Annotated in this window: 15 protein-coding genes and 1 pseudogene; 10 read left to right on the top strand and 6 right to left on the bottom strand. The window is 69.1% G+C overall.

Annotated features, from left to right (window positions below):
• The first annotated feature begins 35 nt into the window (after positions 1–35).
• Together ligA and ROP_RS32400 are read left to right on the top strand one after the other, a co-directional pair.
• Entirely contained in the window at positions 36–2126 is a 2091-nt protein-coding gene (gene ligA / locus ROP_RS32395) for an NAD-dependent DNA ligase LigA (protein ID WP_043826918.1), read from the top strand.
• A 57-nt stretch (positions 2127–2183) separates the two neighbouring features.
• A complete protein-coding gene (locus ROP_RS32400; RefSeq protein WP_043825794.1) occupies positions 2184–2672 on the top strand; it encodes a GNAT family N-acetyltransferase in 489 nt (162 codons plus the stop codon).
• 39 nt (positions 2673–2711) lie between these two features.
• Here ROP_RS32400 and ROP_RS32405 read toward each other — a convergent pair whose 3' ends face one another.
• The gene (locus tag ROP_RS32405) at positions 2712–3362 is read right to left on the bottom strand and encodes an amino acid-binding protein (protein ID WP_043826919.1); all 651 of its coding nucleotides are present in this window, start codon (positions 3360–3362) and stop codon (positions 2712–2714) included.
• Positions 3363–3566: 204 nt separating this feature from the next.
• On the opposite strand from ROP_RS32405, the pseudogene ROP_RS44380 reads away from it, so the two are divergent.
• From ROP_RS44380 to gatA, 3 genes and pseudogenes are all read left to right on the top strand, one after another.
• Positions 3567–3782, top strand: a pseudogene (locus ROP_RS44380) (antibiotic biosynthesis monooxygenase); the annotation flags it as partial.
• Between the two features lie 65 nt (positions 3783–3847).
• Positions 3848–4147 (top strand): Asp-tRNA(Asn)/Glu-tRNA(Gln) amidotransferase subunit GatC, encoded by a 300-nt coding sequence (gene gatC, locus ROP_RS32410; protein WP_005240352.1) that lies wholly within the window; start codon positions 3848–3850, stop codon positions 4145–4147.
• On the top strand, positions 4144–5625 hold the full coding sequence (gene gatA, locus ROP_RS32415) for an Asp-tRNA(Asn)/Glu-tRNA(Gln) amidotransferase subunit GatA (RefSeq protein ID WP_015890220.1): 1482 nt from the start codon (positions 4144–4146) through the stop codon (positions 5623–5625). Before gatC ends, gatA begins: the two co-directional genes overlap by 4 nt.
• Positions 5626–5642: 17 nt before the next feature.
• Here the strand turns inward: gatA and ROP_RS32420 are convergent, their stop codons facing one another.
• Both ROP_RS32420 and ROP_RS32425 read right to left on the bottom strand, forming a co-directional pair.
• Complete coding sequence (locus ROP_RS32420) at positions 5643–7094, bottom strand: alpha/beta-hydrolase family protein (RefSeq protein WP_015890221.1); 1452 nt, start codon at positions 7092–7094, stop codon at positions 5643–5645.
• Positions 7091–7735, bottom strand: a complete 645-nt coding sequence (locus ROP_RS32425) for a hypothetical protein (RefSeq protein WP_015890222.1) — start codon at positions 7733–7735, stop codon at positions 7091–7093. Before ROP_RS32425 ends, ROP_RS32420 begins: the two co-directional genes overlap by 4 nt.
• Positions 7736–7874: 139 nt before the next feature.
• On the opposite strand from ROP_RS32425, the gene ROP_RS32430 reads away from it, so the two are divergent.
• The 4 genes from ROP_RS32430 to gatB all read left to right on the top strand — a co-directional run bounded on the left by ROP_RS32430 (position 7875) and on the right by gatB (position 12428).
• On the top strand, positions 7875–9071 hold the full coding sequence (locus tag ROP_RS32430) for a sensor histidine kinase (protein WP_015890223.1): 1197 nt from the start codon (positions 7875–7877) through the stop codon (positions 9069–9071).
• Positions 9072–9080: 9 nt separating this feature from the next.
• On the top strand, positions 9081–9743 hold the full coding sequence (locus ROP_RS32435) for a response regulator (protein WP_015890224.1): 663 nt from the start codon (positions 9081–9083) through the stop codon (positions 9741–9743).
• A gap of 96 nt (positions 9744–9839) precedes the next feature.
• Complete coding sequence (locus ROP_RS32440; protein WP_015890225.1) at positions 9840–10871, top strand: ATP-dependent 6-phosphofructokinase; 1032 nt, start codon at positions 9840–9842, stop codon at positions 10869–10871.
• 42 nt (positions 10872–10913) lie between these two features.
• Positions 10914–12428 carry an Asp-tRNA(Asn)/Glu-tRNA(Gln) amidotransferase subunit GatB gene (gene gatB / locus ROP_RS32445; protein WP_015890226.1) on the top strand — a complete coding sequence of 505 codons (1515 nt, stop codon included), beginning with the start codon at positions 10914–10916 and terminating at the stop codon, positions 12426–12428.
• Between the two features lie 90 nt (positions 12429–12518).
• Here gatB and ROP_RS32450 read toward each other — a convergent pair whose 3' ends face one another.
• Positions 12519–13667: a PQQ-dependent sugar dehydrogenase gene (locus ROP_RS32450; protein ID WP_015890227.1), complete on the bottom strand. Its 1149-nt coding sequence runs from the start codon at positions 13665–13667 to the stop codon at positions 12519–12521.
• 98 nt (positions 13668–13765) lie between these two features.
• Between ROP_RS32450 and ROP_RS32455 the strand changes: the two genes are divergently transcribed.
• Positions 13766–14632 carry a DoxX family protein gene (locus ROP_RS32455; protein WP_043825803.1) on the top strand — a complete coding sequence of 289 codons (867 nt, stop codon included), beginning with the start codon at positions 13766–13768 and terminating at the stop codon, positions 14630–14632.
• A gap of 82 nt (positions 14633–14714) precedes the next feature.
• On the opposite strand, the gene ROP_RS32460 is transcribed toward ROP_RS32455, so the two are convergent.
• Complete coding sequence (locus ROP_RS32460) at positions 14715–16256, bottom strand: amino acid permease (protein ID WP_015890229.1); 1542 nt, start codon at positions 16254–16256, stop codon at positions 14715–14717.
• Between the two features lie 321 nt (positions 16257–16577).
• On the bottom strand, positions 16578–18422 hold the full coding sequence (gene ilvD / locus ROP_RS32465) for a dihydroxy-acid dehydratase (RefSeq protein WP_015890230.1): 1845 nt from the start codon (positions 18420–18422) through the stop codon (positions 16578–16580).
• Positions 18423–18447: the final 25 nt, after the last annotated feature.

Genomic DNA, 18447 nt, shown 5'->3' on the forward strand with positions numbered 1-18447 from the left:
CGTTCGGTGTCGGCCGGACCGGTTAATCTTCGATGGTGAGTGAATCGACCGAAGCCCCGACACCGGCCCCCGGATCCGTCCGGGAGCACTGGAACGAGCTGGCCGAGGACGTGCGGCAGCACCAGTTCCGCTACTACGTCCGCGACGCGCCCATCATCTCCGACGGAGAGTTCGACGCGCTGCTGGGCGAGCTGAACGACCTCGAGAACCAGTACCCCGACCTGCGGACGCCCGATTCGCCGACCCAGCTCGTCGGCGGCGGATTCGCCACCGACTTCGCCTCCGCCGATCACCTCGAGCGGATGCTGAGCCTCGACAACGTCTTCGCGACCGACGAACTGCGCACCTGGATCAGCCGGGTGGAGCAGGAGACCGGCCCCGACCTGCACTACCTGTGCGAGGTGAAGATCGACGGGGTCGCGCTGAACCTGGTGTACGAGAACGGCAGACTCGTCCGCGCCGCCACCCGGGGCGACGGCCGGACCGGCGAGGAAGTGACGCTCAACGCCCGGACCATCGACGACATCCCGGAAAAGCTCACCGGCACAGACAAATACCCGATTCCGGCGCTCCTCGAGGTGCGCGGCGAGGTGTTCTTCCGGCTCGAGGACTTCGCGGCGCTCAACGCGGCGCTCGTCGAGGAGGGCAAGGCGCCGTTCGCGAATCCCCGGAACTCGGCGGCCGGGTCGCTGCGGCAGAAGAATCCGGCCGTCACGGCCCGCAGGCGGCTCGGGATGATCTGCCACGGCCTGGGCCGGAGCGAAGGATTCGAGCCGGCCTCCCAGTACGACGCGTACACGGCGCTGGCGGCGTGGGGCCTGCCGGTGTCCACCCACACCGTCCGCGTGACGGGCGCGGACGCTGTCGTGGACAGGGTGCAGTACTGGGGCGAGCACCGGCACGACGTGGAGCACGAGATCGACGGCCTGGTGGTCAAGGTCGACGAGACGTCGCTGCAACGCCGGCTGGGTTCCACGTCGCGGGCGCCGCGCTGGGCGATCGCGTACAAGTACCCGCCGGAGGAGGCCACCACCAAACTCCTCGACATCCGGGTCAACGTCGGCCGCACCGGCCGGGTCACCCCGTTCGCCTACATGGAGCCGGTCACGGTCGCCGGATCCACCGTCTCCCTCGCCACCCTGCACAACGGCTCCGAGGTCAAGCGCAAGGGCGTGCTGATCGGCGACACGGTGGTGCTACGCAAGGCCGGTGACGTGATTCCCGAGGTACTCGGGCCCGTGGTCGACGCCCGGACCGGCGACGAATACGAGTTCGTGATGCCGGCGAACTGCCCGGAGTGCGACACGCCGCTCGCTCCCGCCAAGGAGGGTGACGCGGACATTCGCTGCCCCAACCAGCAGTACTGCCCCGCGCAGCTCCGGGAACGCGTGTTCCACGTCGCGGGCCGCGGTGCGTTCGACATCGAGGTGCTCGGCTACGAGGCCGCGACGAGCCTGCTCGAGGCGAAGGCGATCGGCGACGAGGGCGACCTGTTCTCACTCACCGAGGACGACCTGCTGAAGACGACGCTCTTCCGAACCAAGGCCGGCGGGCTGTCGGCCAACGGCCGCAGGCTGCTCGACAACCTCGATTCCGCCAAGGACAAGCCCTTGTGGCGGGTGCTGGTCGCCCTGTCGATCCGCCACGTCGGTCCGACGGCGGCGCGTGCGCTGGCCGGTGAGTTCGGGTCGCTCGACCGGATCCGGGAGAGCTCCGTCGAGGAACTCGCGGCGGTCGACGGGGTCGGTGGCACCATCGCCGCCGCCGTCGCCGAGTGGTTCGGCGTCGACTGGCACCGGCAGATCGTCGACAAGTGGTCGGCGGCCGGGGTGCGCATGGAAGACGAACGCGACGAATCGATTCCGCGCAACCTCGAGGGCCTGTCGATCGTCGTCACGGGTTCGCTCGAGACGTTCTCCCGCGACCAGGCGAAGGAGGCGATCCTCGTCCGGGGCGGCAAGGCCGCGGGTTCGGTGTCGAAGAAGACGGCGTTCGTGGTGGCCGGCGAATCCCCGGGGTCGAAGCACGACAAGGCCGTCGAACTCGGTGTGCCGGTCCTCGACGAGGACGGGTTCCGCCGACTGCTCGAGGGCGGACCGGACGCGGTCACGGATTCCGGAGTGTGACGGGAACCTCACGCTCGAGTTTTGGGCGGCGTGAGCTGTCCTGTCATAGTTCTCGACATGATCGAGATTCGGAATGCGACACCGGACGAGTACGAGGCCGTCAGCGACCTCACGGTGATCGCGTACGTGGGCGGCGGGCACGTCGAGGCGCACGATCCGTACACGAACCGGTTGCGCGACACCGCGGAACGGGCGGACAAGGCGCAGGTCCGGGTGGCGGTGATGGAGGGCCGGGTCGTGGGTTCCGTCACGATCGCGGAACCGGCCTCCCCGTACGCCGACGTCGCGCAGCCGGGGGAACTCGAATTCCGGATGCTCGCCGTGTCACCCGACGCCCGCGGTGCCGGCGTCGGGTCGGCGCTCGTGCGGCACGTGCTCGACACCGCCTACGACCGCGGCGACCGGGCGGTCGTGATGTCGACCCAGCCGGACATGGAAGACGCCCGCCGCATCTACGACCGCAACGGCTTCGTACCTGTGCCCGAACGCAATTGGGCACCGATCCCGGGTGTCGAGCTCACCGTCCTGGTCCGCGAACTCGTCTGAGGCGACCACGGCCCCGGACCGTCCGGCCCGGGGCGGAGGTCAGCTCAGCACCGTCGCGATGATGCCTGCGAGGTAGCCCAGCCGGGCGATCTCGGACGGACGGAACTCCGGGCCGCCGGGGCGGCCGAGCATCAGCACCCGGCCGGTGGTCCCGAGGGGGGCCGCGGCGAGTGTGGTGTTCATGTCGCGCCACACCTGCGGCACCCAGTCGCCCTCACCGTCGAGCGCCGTGGGCTTCTCCAACGGCATCCACGGGATCTCGGTGGCGTGCGTCTCGGGCGCTCCCGAGCTGCCGACCACCCGGTATGCGCCGTGCGGGCCGAGATCTGCGACCACCGACCAGCCGACCCGGAGCACCCGCGGAGCGCCGTCGACGAGGACCTGCAGTCGATCGTCCGCGGCGGTGGCGACCTGGTCGATGAGCTCGAGCTCGCGGTGGGTGTCGAGTATTCCGGCGTACGGCCGGATGGAGTCGACGCTGACGCCGGGCAGGTTCTCGGCGGCCGTGATGAGGGTGTCGGGGAGCGATCCCGGCTCGACATCGACCACGAGGTCGTCGATGGCGAATCCGGCACCCCGTTCCACCACGTCGAGCGACAGAATGTCAGCACCCACCGAGCCCAGGGCGACGGCGAGAGAGCCGAGGCTACCGGGACGGTCGGGGAGCTGGACGCGAAGCAGATACGACACGTGCGTCCCTTTCACCACGAGATAGACGCGGGAGTACCTGCGACCCCCGTCGTTCACCATCCTTGCACTTTCGTTCCCGAGTATGCGGCCGCCCCTGCGGCTTCGCCGGGGACGGGACGGGGACTCGCAGGTCGCGCTCGATTCGTGACACTGCCGATACGGATTCGCCTCGTCCGCGAAACACGACAGCCCAAACATGGGTGCGTGAACACCACGGCAACGGGAGTGACGACGTCCGTCTCGCGGCGGGTGGCGGCGGGCCGGGAACAGGAATTCCTGCGCTGGACGGACGCCGGCATGGCGATGGCGGGCACGTTCCCCGGGTTCCTCGGCGGGGGCTGGCTGCGCGCGGCGTCCGACCCCGAGCAGTACCACGTGGTGTACCGGTTCGGCGCTGGCTGCACGGCTGATCCGGGCACTGCACTAGGCTGGGATCCACTTGTGTACGTCCGAATGTGTACGTCCGAACCGAAAGGGGCCCCGCGGTGCCTGCCATCTCCCGTGACGAGGTCGCGCACCTCGCGCGGCTGTCTCGACTCGCCCTGACCGATGCCGAGCTCGACGAGTTCGCCGGTCAGCTGGACTCGATTCTCAGCCACGTGAAGGTGGTCACCGAGGTGCCCGCCGAGGATGTTCCGCCGATGGCGAACCCGAACGCCGTCACCAACGTGACCCGTCCCGACGTGATCGTTCCCGGCCTGACGCCCGAGCAGGCGCTGTCCGGCGCGCCGGCCGTCGAACAGGACCGGTTCGCCGTCCCGCAGATTCTTGGAGAGGGCGAATGAGCGCCGATCTGACCACTCTCGACGCCGCCGATCTCGCGTCGAAGATCCACAGCCGTGAGGTGTCGTCCGTCGAGGTCACCCAGGCCCATCTGGACCGCATCGCCGCCGTCGACGGCGAACTGAACGCCTTCCTGCACGTGGCGGGCGAGCAGGCCCTCGTGTCGGCGAAGGAGGTGGACAGCAGCCTCGCCGCAGGCGATGCCCCCGCCTCCCCGCTCGCCGGAGTTCCGTTGGCGCTCAAGGACATCTTCACCACCACCGACATGCCGACCACGTGCGCGTCGAAGATCCTCGAAGGCTGGATCGCGCCGTACGACGCGACGCTGACGAAGAAGCTGCGCGACGCCGGCATCCCGATCCTGGGAAAGACCAACCTCGACGAGTTCGCGATGGGATCGTCCACCGAGAACTCCGCCTACGGCCCCACCCGCAACCCGTGGGACACCACCCGCATCCCGGGCGGCTCCGGTGGCGGCAGTGCCGCGGCCCTCGCGTCCCGGCAGGCCCCGCTCGCGATCGGTACCGACACCGGTGGCTCGATCCGCCAGCCCGCCGCCGTCACGGCGACGGTCGGCACCAAGCCGACGTACGGCACGGTCTCCAGGTTCGGTCTCGTCGCCTGCGCGTCCTCGCTCGACCAGGGTGGCCCGTGCGGCCGCACGGTCCTCGACACCGCACTGCTGCACGAGGTCATCGCCGGGCACGACCCGCGCGACTCCACGTCGATCGACGCACCCGTGCGTCCCGTGGTGGCGGCTGCGCGCGAGGGCGCCGGCGGCAACCTGAAGGGCGTGAAGGTCGGTGTCGTGAAAGAATTGCACTCCGACAGCTACCAGCCCGGGGTCATCTCCTCGTTCGATGCGGCCGTCGCGCAACTCACCGAACTCGGTGCCGAGGTCGTCGAGGTGTCGTGCCCCAACTTCGAGTACGCGCTCGCGTCGTACTACCTCATCCTGCCGAGTGAGGTGTCGTCGAACCTCGCGCGCTTCGACGCCATGCGGTACGGGCTGCGTATCGACCAGGGCGACATGAGTGCCGACCAGGTGATGGCCGCCACGCGTGCCGCCGGCTTCGGCCCGGAGGTCAAGCGTCGCATCATGATCGGCACCTATGCCCTGTCGTCCGGCTACTACGACGCCTACTACGGTCAGGCGCTCAAGGTGCGGACGCTCATCGCTCGGGACTTCGACAAGGCCTACGAGAAGGTGGACGTGCTGGTGTCGCCCACCAGTCCGTTCACGCCATGGAAGCTGGGCGAGAAGGTCGGCGACCCGCTCGCGATGTACCTCTCCGACCTGTGCACGCTGCCCACCAACCTGGCCGGGCACTGCGCGATGTCGGTTCCGTCGGGGCTGTCCGCGGACGACGGTCTGCCGGTGGGTCTGCAGATCATGGCACCCGCGCTGGCCGACGAGCGGCTGTACCGGGTCGGTGCCGCCTACGAGGCCGCGCGCGGTCCGATCGGCTCGCCGAACTAGGACACGGTCTCGCCGAGCTAGGGGCAGTCGGGCAGGGCGGTGCCCTGCTCGTTGCCGTAGCGGTGTCCGTGCCCGGCCGCGAAGTTCAGCGCGGACACCAGGTCGACACTCGTCTGCAGGAACGTGATGCCCGGAATCCATTGGGGGACCGGCGCATCGCGTACCGCGAGCGAGAGGTCGGGCCGGTGCAGGATCAGGTCGGGGGACCACCACACCACCGGGTCGGACGTGTTCGCCAGTACCGTCGCGCCGTCCGTCAGCACCGAGCCTGCGGGCGGTCCCGACCACAATGCGCCGCAGACGCGTTCCCGGAGTTGGCCGGCGTCGCTGAAAATTGCACTGCCGCCGACGGATCCGAGGCTCTGACCGTAGACGTAGAGCGCCGGGCGGAGGACGTCGGGTAGGTCGGAGATCCGCTCGGCGACGGCATCGAACAATGCTGCCGCCGACTCGTCTGCGGCGGAACGTCCGAACACGAACGTGATCCAGCTCGGCAGATACGAGTACTGCATGCCGACGATCGCGACGTCGTCGGCGAAGCGCTCCTCGAATCCTTCGGCCGCGTTCTCGTCGATCCACCCCGAGCCGGTGGGCACGGTGACCACGATGGCGGATCGAGTGAAACCGCCTGCCCGCTCGAGCTCCGAGACTGCCAGTGCCGCACGCGATTCGACGTCGGGGGCCGAATCCATCCCCACGTAGGTGCGGATGGCGGCCGATTGCTCGCCCGCAGCCACGAACCGCCGTCCCTGGCGCCCGAGCGACTCCCAGCTGATCGCGGACTCCGGGCTGCCGGACGATTCGGCAGACACCGGCCGGTGCAGCGACACGTCGACGAGCGCGTTGGAGTCGCTGTAGGAACGGGCCATCATGCCCCACACCGCGGGTCCGGCGACCAGTTGCAACCCGGTCGCGAGAACGACGGCGGTGGTGGCGCTGCCGATCCAGCCGAGCCGGCGGGCGACCGCGGCGACGACGCTGCCGATACCGGCGAACAGGAGGAACGTCGACGCCGCTACGAGGATCGCCTGCATCCAGTGGTCCGGCCCGATGCCCGGCATGCCCATGGCGGCGCGCAGCGAGTCCTGCCAGTGGTCGGCGAGCACGATCGACCACGTGACCACGATCATGGCGCCGATCAGGACGAGGAGACGCACCGAGTCCCGCGGAGGGTGATGGGGGCGCGACCGCGTGACGAGTCGCCGCAACCGACGGACGAGGACGGCGATCCCGAAGCCGACCGCGGCGAGGAACCCGGTGAACAGCGCCTGCGTCAGCGCACTCCGGGGGAGCAGTGAGGGGGCGAGCGACGTGAGCGTCGCGGTGGTGACGGCGATCGTGGAGGAGGCGCGGGGGAGAGCGGAGATGGGGATCGTCGTGGTCAGTGTGCGGCGCAGGGCATTCGGCTCGGTTCGCGAGCGACTGTGCGCCGGGCTCCGTCCCGGACCGGACAGAGCCGCGGTGGTCATGCGATCGCCCCGGCCGGACGTGGACGGCGGCGGATCGACCAGGCCGCCGCGCCGGCGAGGAGGGTGACTCCGACCCCGCCGGCCAGCGCGTACGGGAGGCCGGATTCGGTGACCGGCGCCGAATAGGCCTGGCGCCAGCTGTTTCCGGTGACGAAGGTGGTCGCGACGTTGGCCGTCACGAAGCACTGCGCCCGTGCCTGCTCGTCGGCGCGGGTGTCGCACGCCGCATGCATGCGCTGATCCAGTTGCGCGTCGAGGCTCTGACGAGCCCAGGGTCCGAGGTCCTCGCCCGACCGCGACGCGTACCGCAGAAGGTCGTAGCCGAGGTCGTGGGCCTTGCACGCGGTGTCGAACTCGAGCGGCAGCGGCACCGGGGACGAGCAGTCTCCGCCGGGGTTGGCGAGCATCCCGTCGATCCGCACCGGTGTGTACCCCATCACCGACGCGAAGTCCTCGGGAATGGAGTCCTCGGTGAGCGCCGCCGGTGTGGTGAGCGTGTGCACCGCGGCGGAAGCGGCGACGTTCTCGTGCCGGGGCGTGCTCGCCGCGCCGGTGCCGGCGAATCCTGTCGTCGTCAGCAGTGCGGTGGCGGCGCACGCCACCGCCGCCCAAGTCGTTCTCCGTGTCCCCGTCGTTCGCATGACGACGACGTTATGAATTCGTGTTGCGCAGCCACATCACTCCCGGGTCCGGTTCGATCCCTGGCCTCGTGGTGGGAGGGGGCTCCGATCTCATACTCGGGTACTACGCCGGCCCGAGCCCGGAGTATGAGGACACGCTGTGACCTGTGTTTCTACTCTCGACGGTGTGAAGACGAAGACGCGCATCCGGAGAGCCGCCGAAGGTCAATGGCTGAACGTGGCCATCGTCGTGGTCACCGCGATCCTGTTCGCCGTGGCGTGGCCGACCCTGCAGCTGACGCACCAGGTCAGTCCTCCCATCCAGCCGTTCGTGGCGGCGCTCGCGACGTTCCCGTTCCTGCTCATCCGGTCGAACCCGGCGCTGGCCTGGGCGGTCTCCGCGATCTCGGCACTGGTGATTCCGCGCGTCTTCGCGTTGCAGGACGGATACGACTACCCCTGGCAGGTGGTCCACATCCTCGTGATGCTCGCCCTGCTGGCCGCGGTCAGCATGCGGGCCGCGATCCCGGTCGTGGGTGTGGCCTGGATCTCCACCGTCCTGCTGTTCCTCGCCGACACCCCGGGCACCAACGGTCGCGGGTGGGCCGTGGGACTGACCGCCATCGTCGTGTTCGGTCTGCTGATCCGGTGGCTGGTGCTGTCCCGGCGGCAACTCGCGCAGCAGGAGGAGCTGAGCGAACTCGAGCGCACGCGCCGGACGATCCTCGAGGAGAAGGCGCGCATCGCCCGGGACCTGCACGACGTCGTCGCGCACCACATGTCGATGGTCGTGGTGCAGGCGCAGAGCGCGCCATACCGCATCGCAGGGATGTCGGACGAGACGCGGGCCGAGTTCGAATCGATCGGAGCCGCGGGCCGCGCTGCGCTGAACGAGGTGCGCGGGCTCCTCGGCGTGCTGCGCAGCGACGGCCAGGTCGCCGAGCACGCGCCGCAGCCCGGGGTCCAGCAGATCAGCGAGCTGCTCGAGGGCAGCCGCAGGGCCGGCATCCCCGTCTCCTGGGACACCGACGGAGACCCGCGGCTCGTGTCGGAATCGGTCGGGCTGGTGATGTACCGCATCCTGCAGGAATCCCTCGCCAACAGCGCCCGCCACGCGGCGGGCGCCGCGGTCGAGGTGAAGATCGCGTACGCGACTCCGATCGCGTCCGTGTCGATCGTCAACGGCCCGCCGCGGAAGAGTCTCGTCTCCGCTCTGACCAGGCACGAGTCGACCGGCGGCAACGGCATCATCGGGATGCGTGAGCGTGCGCAGGCGGTCGGCGGCGTACTCACCACCCATCTCCACGACAACGGCGGATTCGAGGTCCACGCCGAGTTCCCGGTCGCCTCCGCCTAGGCTGGCGGCGTGGCCATCACCGTATTCATCGCCGACGACCAGGCTATGGTCCGGCAGGGTTTCGGAGCCCTGCTCGCCTCGCAGCCCGACATCAGCGTCATCGGTGACGCCCCGGACGGGGCGGTCGCGGTGAGCGAGGTGAAGCGCCTGCGACCCGACGTGGTCCTGATGGACGTCCGCATGCCGGAGATGAACGGGCTCGACGCCGCCCGCGTCATCCTGTCCGCCGGTTTCGATCCGCCGGTGCGGGTGCTGATGCTCACCACATTCGACGTCGACGACTACGTGTACGAGGCACTGAGCATCGGGGCCAGCGGCTTCATGCTCAAGGATGCGCCCGCGGAGGAACTCATCCGCGCGGTGCGGGTGGTGGCCGACGGCGAAGCCCTTCTCGCCCCCACCGTCACCCGGCGTCTCATCGCCGACGTGACCAGTCGCCGCAGCACCGCGCGGCGCAAACCGGCCGCGCTGTCCGCATTGACACCACGCGAACGCGAGGTGCTCGAACTCATCGCCCGCGGCATGTCGAACACCGAGATCGCGGAACGCCTGTTCGTCGCCGAGCAGACCGTCAAGACGCACGTCGGCAAGGTGCTGTCCAAGCTGGACCTCCGCGACCGCGCACAGGCCGTGGTCCTGGCCTACGAGAGCGGTCTCGTCACACCCGGCTGAGGTCTTGCAGCCCGATCCGAGGTGCTCGAACCCGCTCCGAGCGGCAAGATGTGTAGAGAACCACCATCACCACACGAGACGACGAGGGGTGCTTGGATGCGGATCGGAATGCTCACCGGAGGCGGCGACTGCCCCGGACTCAACGCGGTGATCAGGGCGGTGGTGCGGACCGCCGCCGGTCGATACGGCAGCTCGGTGGTGGGATTCCGTGACGGGTGGCGTGGCCTGCTCGAAGACCGCAAGGTCGCGCTGTCCAACGACGACCGGATCGACCGGATCCTCACCCGGGGCGGCACCATCCTCGGTACCGCACGGGTCAACCCCGACAAGCTGAAGGCCGGCCTCGACCAGATCCGGCAGACACTCGACGACAACGGCATCGACGCGCTCATCCCGATCGGCGGCGAGGGCACGCTGACGGCGGCGAGCTGGCTCGCCGAGAGCGGCGTTCCCGTGATCGGGGTTCCGAAGACCATCGACAACGACATCGACTGCACGGACGTGACGTTCGGTTTCGACACCGCCCTGTCCATCGCGACCGACGCGATCGACCGCCTGCACACCACCGCCGAGTCCCACCAGCGGGTGATGCTCGTCGAGGTGATGGGCAGGCACGCCGGCTGGATCGCCCTGCACTCCGGGCTCGCGACCGGCGCGCACCTCACACTCGTTCCCGAAGTCCCGTTCGACGTCGGCGAGGTGTGCGCGATGGTGAAGAAGCGGTTCCAGCGCGGCGATTCGCATTTCATCTGCGTCGTCGCGGAGGGCGCCACACCCACCCCGGAGTCGATGAGTCTGCGTGAAGGCGGCATCGACGAGTTCGGCCACAAGCGGTTCACCGGGGTCGCGCAGCAGCTCGGCGACGAGATCGTCCGCCGCATCGGCAAGGAGGTCCGGACGACGGTCCTCGGGCACGTGCAGCGCGGCGGCACGCCGACGCCGTACGACCGGGTGCTCGCCACCCGCTTCGGGGTCCACGCCACCGACGCCGTCCACCGCGGCGACTTCGGCAACATGGTCGCGCTGCACGGCACGTCGATCGACCTCGTGCCCCTCGAGGAGGCCACCCGCCGCCTCAAGACGGTGCCGCGGGAGCGGTACGACGAGGCGGCCGCATTTTTCGGCTGACCGCGTTTTCCGGCGAACCGCCGGACGCATAAACTCTGTGGCATGACTGCTGTCGACACTCCGGACCTCCTCGACTACGACGAAGTGCTCGCCAAGTACGAGCCTGTACTCGGCATGGAGGTGCACGTAGAGCTCGGCACCAACACGAAGATGTTCTGCCCGTGCCCCACCGAGTTCGGCGCCGAGCCGAACACGCAGGTCTGCCCGGTGTGCCTCGGTCTGCCCGGGTCGCTGCCCGTCGTGAACGAGGCGGCGGTGGAGTCCGCGATCCGGATCGGACTGGCACTGAACTGTTCCATCACACCGTGGGGCCGGTTCGCGCGGAAGAACTACTTCTACCCGGACCAGCCGAAGAACTACCAGATCTCCCAGTACGACGAGCCGATCGCCACCGACGGCTACCTCGACGTCGTCCTCGACGACGGCACCACGTGGCGGGTCGAGATCGAGCGCGCGCACATGGAAGAGGACACCGGAAAGTCACTGCACGTCGGCGGCGCGACCGGTCGCATCCACGGTGCCAGCCACTCGTTGCTCGACTACAACCGTGCCGGGGTCCCGCTGGTCGAGATCGTCACCAAGACGATCAGCGGCGCCGGTGCCCGCGCCCCCGAGGTCGCCCGCGCGTACGTCACCGCGCTGCGCGACCTGCTGAAGTCGCTGAACGTCTCCGACGTCCGCATGGATCAGGGTTCGATGCGGTGCGACGCCAACGCGTCACTGATGCCGATCGGGGCAACCGAACTCGGCACACGCACCGAGACGAAGAACGTCAACTCCCTCAAGAGCGTCGAGGTCGCGGTCCGGTACGAGATGCGCCGCCAGGCCGCGGTGCTCGAGGCCGGCGGCGAGGTGATCCAGGAGACCCGGCACTTCCAGGAAGCGGACGGCACCACGTCCCCGGGTCGCCGCAAGGAGACCGCCGAGGACTACCGCTACTTCCCGGAGCCCGACCTCGAGCCGGTCGCGCCCAGTGCCGAATGGGTCGAGGAACTGCGGGGCACCCTGCCCGAGCTGCCGTGGGTGCGCCGCGCCCGGATCCAGGCCGACTGGGGTGTCTCCGACGAGGTCATGCGCGACCTCGTCAACGCGAACGCCCTCGACCTCGTCATCGCGACCGTCGAGGCCGGCGCCTCGCCGGAGGCCGCACGGTCCTGGTGGGTGTCGTACCTGGCGCAGCAGGCGAACACCCGCGGGGTCGAACTCGGCGAGCTGCCGATCACGCCGGCTCAGGTCGCGCAGGTGGTTGCGCTGATCGACAGCGGGAAGCTGAACAACAAGGTGGCCCGCCAGGTGGTCGACCACGTTCTCGCCGGTGAGGGCGACCCGGAGCAGGTCGTCGCGGATCACCCCGAACTCGTCGTCGAACGCGACGACACGAAGCTGAAGGCCGCCGTCGACGAGGCCCTGGCCGCAAACCCCGACATCGCCGAGAAGATCCGCGGCGGCAAGGTCGCGGCCGCGGGCAAGATCGTCGGCGACGTGATGAAGGCCACTCGCGGTCAGGCCGACCCGGCCCGCGTCAAGGAGCTGGTCATCGAGGCCTGCGGCGGCTGACCCCACTGCACCAACGGGACGCTCGTTCGGATCAACCGAACGAGCGTCCCGTTCGTTGCCCGTGGGGATGCGGCGCCGGGGCGGGGACCGTCAGTCGAATCCGCCGCCACCGGAGGGCAGGGGCATCTTGATGACGCGGTCGTCGTTGGGTCCGGGCTGACCGGCGGTCTTGTTGACGGTGCTCACCCAGATGAGCCCGTCGGGACCGAGTGCGGCGCCGCCGAGTTGGCCGTACCGGTCCTGGACGATGACACCGGGTGCGGTGGTGACTGCGCCCGTGCCGGGGTCGGCGGCGAGCGCCGACATGGCCTTCGCGGTGCTCAGTGACACCGCCACGACGTCCCCGGCGGCGACGCAGCCGCCGACGCCGGGCCGCTCCGGCCACGTCCACACCGGAGACGACACCGCGCCGTCCGCGCTGACCCGCAGCAGCCGGTCCTCGAGCGGGGTGCGGTCGGTGACCCACACCGCCACCCCCGGGTCGACGCAGACCCCGCCCGCGGTCCCGATGCCCGTCAGCACCACCTGCGGCCGTGGCTGCGCCGGTGTCGGTGCGGGCGACAGCGCGGTGACCTTCAGCAGCTTCCCGGCCAGCGATGCCGGGTCCGCGGCCGCCGCCGCGTTGTTCGCGTTGCCGGTCAGGACCATCAGTTCGTCGCCGGAGAATTCGAGCGACCCCGCATTGCCCGTGTCGCCGCGCGGGATCCCGCCGAGAACCTCCTTGGCGGAGTCACCCGGTGCGATCCGCACCACCCGGTTGTCGGTCGGGGTCGTGACGTAGGCGTAGATGAGGTTGTCCTCGACGAAACTCGGCGACAGCGCGATGTCGAGGAGACCGCCGTCGGTGCTGCCGTCGACGTCCACGTGCGCGACCTCCTTGGGGGTCTGCCCCTGGGCGACCTGCAGGATGCGTCCCGTCCGGCGCTCCGCGACCAGAGCGGTCGCCCCGTCGGGAAGGACCACGAGTCCGCCGGTGGTATCGAGACACGTCGCGATGACACTGGGATCGGGATCCTGGCACGGTCCCAGCGGACCGCTCGGCGGCGGTGTGGTCGTGGTCGACGGCGGCGGATTCTCGGGCTCGACCTCCGCGCCCGACGCACCCGTCGGCTCGGGGGTGAAAGGGGAGGACGCGGAGTCGTCGAATTTCGCGCACCCGGCGGCGAGGACCGCCGTCACGCAGAGTGCGGACATCGCCATCTTGCGGGACGCCGTGCGGCGCCGCCCACCCACCATCATGATGGAGACGTTACGGAAGAGTGCGAGGTCGCCGCCACGCCGGTTCCGCCTACCAGCGATGTCCGGCGGATCGACCTAGGCTTGACGGTGTGACTGACATGCGGAAAGACCCCAGCGAGTCGTCGGACGACGGTGCCGCGCAGCAAGGCGCCTCACCCGGCTACGGCAGGGTCTCGAGCCCTTACGACCTTCCCACCGAGCGGTTTCCGTCGGCCACGCCGGCATCCGGTTCCGCGGGACAGGGCCTCCCGCGCACCGACGACGAACTCGATTACGGCGATGCGCGCGGCGCCGGTCTTCCCACCGAGCAGATCCCCGCGTATCGGCAGCCGGCGTCCGACGTGCCGGACCAGCCGACGCAGGTGATCGGCGCGACCTCCGGTGCGTCCCTCGGGGCCACTGCGGGTGATCCGTCGACCGACCGGCTCGGCGAGGGCGACGTGAAGATCGGCCGCGGCACCCTGGATCTGGGCCTGCTGGCACTGCGACTCGCGGTCGGCGGCACGGCGCTCGTGCACGGCCTGCAGAAGCTGACCGGAATGTGGAACGGCCCGGGCCTCGACGGTTTCGAGGAGGTGCTCGTGAACGCGGGCTTCCAGCAGGCGAAGCTGCTCGCGATCCTCGGTGCCATCGGTGAGGTCGCGGGCGGTGCGCTGCTGATCCTCGGGCTCGTCACCCCGCTGGCCGCCGCCTCGGTGCTGGCCGTGATGATCAATGCCTGGGCGTTCCGGCAGATCGCGGAACCGGGACTGGAGTACTTCGCGCCCTCCGGCACCGAGTACGAGACGTTGCTCGGCGTCTGCGCGGGCGTGATCATTCTCACCGGGCCGGGACGGATCTCACTCGACGGCCGCCGCGGCTGGGCCACGCGGCCGTTCATCGGGTCGTTCGCGGCACTGATCCTGGGCGTCGCTGCCGGAGTGTGCATCTGGATCTTCCTCAACGGCGCCAACCCGCTCATCTGATCGTTTCCGAGAACGACGACTGCGCCGCACCCCCGATCGGGGTGCGGCGCAGTCGTTTCTGCCGGATCGGTGCCGGCCGAGATCAGCGCTGGACGAGTTCCGGGATGTTTTCCTCCTCGGGCGGGCCGGCCTGGGCCTGCGCCCTGAGCTTCTGTCCGAGGACGGACTTGCGCCTGCCGTAGGCGAGGTAGACGACGACGCCGAGGGCCATCCACACCAGGAATCGGATCCAGGTCTCGACGGAGAGGTTCAGCATCAGCCATCCGCAGGCCAGGACGGCGAGGATGGGAACGAGCGGGACCAGCGGAACGCGGAATCCGCGCGGCAGGTCGGGACGGGTGCGGCGCAGGATGATCACGCCGATGCAGACGAGCACGAACGCGAAGAGGGTGCCGATGTTCACCATCTCCTCGAGGGTGCCCATCGGGAAGAACGCGGCGAGGACGGCCACGACGGCACCGACGAACAGCGTGATGCGGACCGGTGTGCCCTTCTTGCCGGTCTTCGCGAGACCGCGGGGCACGAGTCCGTCGCGGGACATCGCGAACAGGACGCGGGTCTGGCCGAGCATCATCACCATGACGACGGTGGTGAGGCCTGCGAGTCCGCCGAAGTTGATGGCGGTCTGCGCCCAGGTGATGCCGTGCGCCTCGAAGGCGGTCGCCAGGGTGGCGCTGCTGTCGCCGACGAGCGGGCTGCCGGTCTTGAGGTCGGTGTACTTCACCATGCCGGTGAGCACGAGGGTGACCGCGACGTAGAGCACGGTGACGATCGCGAGCGAGCCGAGAATGCCGCGGGGAAGCGCCTTCTGTGGGTCCTTGGTCTCCTCGGCGGTGGTGGCGACGACGTCGAATCCGATGAACGCGAAGAACACGAGGCTCGCGGCGGCGAGGAGGCCGTACCAGCCGTAGCTGCTGCCGTCCGCTCCGGAGAGGAAGGAGAAGAGGGTCTGATGCACGCCCTGTGCGGTGCTCTCGTTGCCCTCGGCCGGCGGGATGTACGGGGCGTAGTTCTCCTTCTTGATGTAGAAGACGCCGACGGCGATGACGAGGAGGACGACGGCGATCTTGATGGCCGTGATGACGGCGGACACGCGTGAGGACACCTTGGTCCCGATCGCGAGGACGAGGGTGATGCCGCCGACGATGATCAGCGAGCCCCAGTCGAAGTCGACGGGCCCGAGGTGGGCGGTGGTGGATCCGCTGAATCCGAGGACGTTGCCCAGGTACAGCGACCAGCCCTTGGAGACGACGGCCGCCGCGAGGGCGAATTCGAGGATGAGGTCCCAGCCGATGATCCAGGCGACGAACTCGCCGAAGGTGGCGTAGGAGAACGTGTACGCGCTGCCCGCGACGGGGACGGTGGAGGCGAACTCGGCGTAGCAGAGGGCGGCCAGGCCGCACGCGATGGCGGCGAGGACGAAGGCGAGCGAAATGGACGGCCCGGCGACGTTGCCTGCAGTCCGGGCGGTGAGCGTGAAGATTCCGGCGCCGATCACGACGGCGACCCCGAAGACGGTGAGGTCCTTCGCGGTGAGTTCCCTCCGCAGCCGGGTGTCGGGTTCGTCGGTGTCCGCTATCGATTGCTCAACGGATTTCGTTCGCCATATGCCGACTCCTGGCATGTGTCGCTCCTAGGTTGTGTTCCCGATGGCCTCGTGGGCCGGAGATGTTCCGGTGGTGCTGCCGATTGTGATGTAGGTCTCAACGGCCAACTGAGGGAACCACTACTGAGCGCCGTGTGCAAGAAGCGTCGGCTCAACTGATCAATTCGATCAGTAGAACCTGTTCAGGGGTGTTGCCGTTTGAGCGAGTTGATCACCCGTGAGCGCGGTCACATTCGCGTCACGATCCGCGGCCGCTCTGACGAAGGAAGCCGGGTGCCGCGGCAGGAAACCCTGCTGCGGCACCCGGCTTCGTGTGCCCTCAGTTGTTGGTGCGCTCGGTCAGGGAACCTGACGGACCGCGCCCTTGTCTGCGGACGTCGCCAGTGCGGCGTAGGCGCGCAGGGCCGTGGTGACGGTCCGTTCCCGGTTCACCGGCTGCCACGGGCGCTCGGACGACTCCATCTTCGCCCGGCGCTCGGCGAGCACCGCGTCGTCGACGAGGAGTTTCAGGGTGCGGGTCGCGATGTCGATGAGGATCTGGTCGCCGTCCTCCACCAGGCCGATGGCGCCGCCGCTGGCGGCTTCGGGGGAGATGTGTCCGATGGACAGCCCCGAGGAACCGCCGGAAAAGCGGCCGTCGGTGATCAGCGCGCACTTCTTGCCGAGGCCGGAGCCCTTGAGGAATGCGGTGGGGTGCAGCATCTCCTGCATGCCCGGGCCGCCCGCGGGGCCCTCGTAGCGCACGACGAGGACCTCACCGGGCTCGATCTTCTTGCCGAGGATCACCGACACCGCCTCTTCCTGCGACTCCACGACGCGAGCGGGTCCCTGGAAGTGGAACAGGTCTTCGTCGATGCCGGCCGTCTTGATGACAGCGCCGTCGACGGCGATGTTGCCGCGCAGCACGGCCAGGCCGCCCTCGACCGTGTGCTTGTGTTCGAAATCGCGGATGCAGCCGTTCGCTGCGTCCGTGTCGAGCGACGACCAGCGGTTGTTCGTCGAGAACGGCTCGGTGGTGCGGACGCCGCCGGGAGCGGCGTGGAACAGCTCGACGGCCTCGTCGGATGCCTTGCCGGACCGGATGTCCCACGTGTCGAGCCACTCGTCGAAGCTCTCCGTGTGCACGGTCGAGACGTCGCTCTCGAGCAGCCCCGCACGGCGGAGTTCGCCGAGGATCGCGGGGATTCCGCCCGCCCGGTGCACGTCCTCCATGTGGTAGTCCGAGTTGGGTGAGACCTTCGACAGGCACGGCACCTTGCGGCTGATCTCGTCGATCTTGTCGAGGTCGAAGTCGTAGACCTCACCCTCCTGTGCGGCCGCGAGGGTGTGCAGCACCGTGTTGGTGGAACCGCCCATCGCGACGTCCAGCGCCATCGCGTTGCGGAACGCGGCGGGCGTCGCGATGTTGCGGGGGAGTACGGAGTCGTCCTCGTCCCGGTAGTACCGCAGGGCGGCCTCGACGACGGTGGTGCCCGCGCGGGTGAACAGCGCGCGGCGGGCCTCGTGGGTGGCCAGTGTCGAACCGTTGCCAGGCAACGCCAGACCGAGCGCCTCGGTGAGGCAGTTCATGGAGTTGGCGGTGAACATGCCCGAGCACGATCCGCACGTCGGGCAGGCGCTGCGCTCGACCTCGGACAGACCCTCCTCGTCGACCTCGTCGTTGGCGCTCGCCGAGATCGCCGTGATGAGGTCGGTCGGTGCCTGGGCGACCCCGTTGACCACCACCGCCTTGCCGGCCTCCATCGGCCCGCCCGAGACGAACACGGTGGGAACGTTCAAACGCAGTGCGGCATTGAGCATTCCGGGGGTGATCTTGTCGCAGTTGGAGATGCACACGAGTGCGTCGGCGGTGTGCGCGTTGACCATGTACTCGACGGAGTCGGCGATGATCTCCCGGCTCGGAAGGGAATACAGCATGCCGCCGTGTCCCATTGCGATGCCGTCGTCGACGGCGATCGTGTGGAATTCGCGAGGTACACCACCGGCGGCGCGGACGGCGTCGGCGACGATGTCGCCGACGTTCTTGAGGTGGACGTGCCCGGGAACGAACTGCGTGTACGAGTTGGCGATCGCGACGATCGGCTTACCGAAGTCGGAGTCGGTCATTCCGGTGGCGCGCCACAGTGCGCGGGCGCCTGCGGCATTTCGTCCTGCGGTGGTGGTTCGGGACCTCAGCGGGGGCATGAGCGTATTCCTTAGTCAGCGTACG

The sequence above is a fragment of the Rhodococcus opacus B4 genome (assembly GCF_000010805.1).
GTDB lineage: Bacteria > Actinomycetota > Actinomycetes > Mycobacteriales > Mycobacteriaceae > Rhodococcus_F > Rhodococcus_F opacus_C.

Excerpts from the sequence above, each read along its gene's own strand:
- ROP_RS32425 (WP_015890222.1), bottom strand. The coding sequence starts at position 7,735 with ATGCGAACGACGGGGACACGGAGAACGACTTGGGCGGCGGTGGCGTGC.
- ROP_RS32460 (WP_015890229.1), bottom strand. The coding sequence starts at position 16,256 with ATGCCAGGAGTCGGCATATGGCGAACGAAATCCGTTGAGCAATCGATA.
- gatB (WP_015890226.1), top strand. The coding sequence starts at position 10,914 with ATGACTGCTGTCGACACTCCGGACCTCCTCGACTACGACGAAGTGCTC.
- ilvD (WP_015890230.1), bottom strand. The coding sequence starts at position 18,422 with ATGCCCCCGCTGAGGTCCCGAACCACCACCGCAGGACGAAATGCCGCA.
- ROP_RS32440 (WP_015890225.1), top strand. The coding sequence starts at position 9,840 with ATGCGGATCGGAATGCTCACCGGAGGCGGCGACTGCCCCGGACTCAAC.
- ROP_RS32400 (WP_043825794.1), top strand. The coding sequence starts at position 2,184 with ATGATCGAGATTCGGAATGCGACACCGGACGAGTACGAGGCCGTCAGC.
- ROP_RS32455 (WP_043825803.1), top strand. The coding sequence starts at position 13,766 with ATGCGGAAAGACCCCAGCGAGTCGTCGGACGACGGTGCCGCGCAGCAA.
- ROP_RS32450 (WP_015890227.1), bottom strand. The coding sequence starts at position 13,667 with ATGATGGTGGGTGGGCGGCGCCGCACGGCGTCCCGCAAGATGGCGATG.
- gatA (WP_015890220.1), top strand. The coding sequence starts at position 4,144 with ATGAGCGCCGATCTGACCACTCTCGACGCCGCCGATCTCGCGTCGAAG.
- ROP_RS32420 (WP_015890221.1), bottom strand. The coding sequence starts at position 7,094 with ATGACCACCGCGGCTCTGTCCGGTCCGGGACGGAGCCCGGCGCACAGT.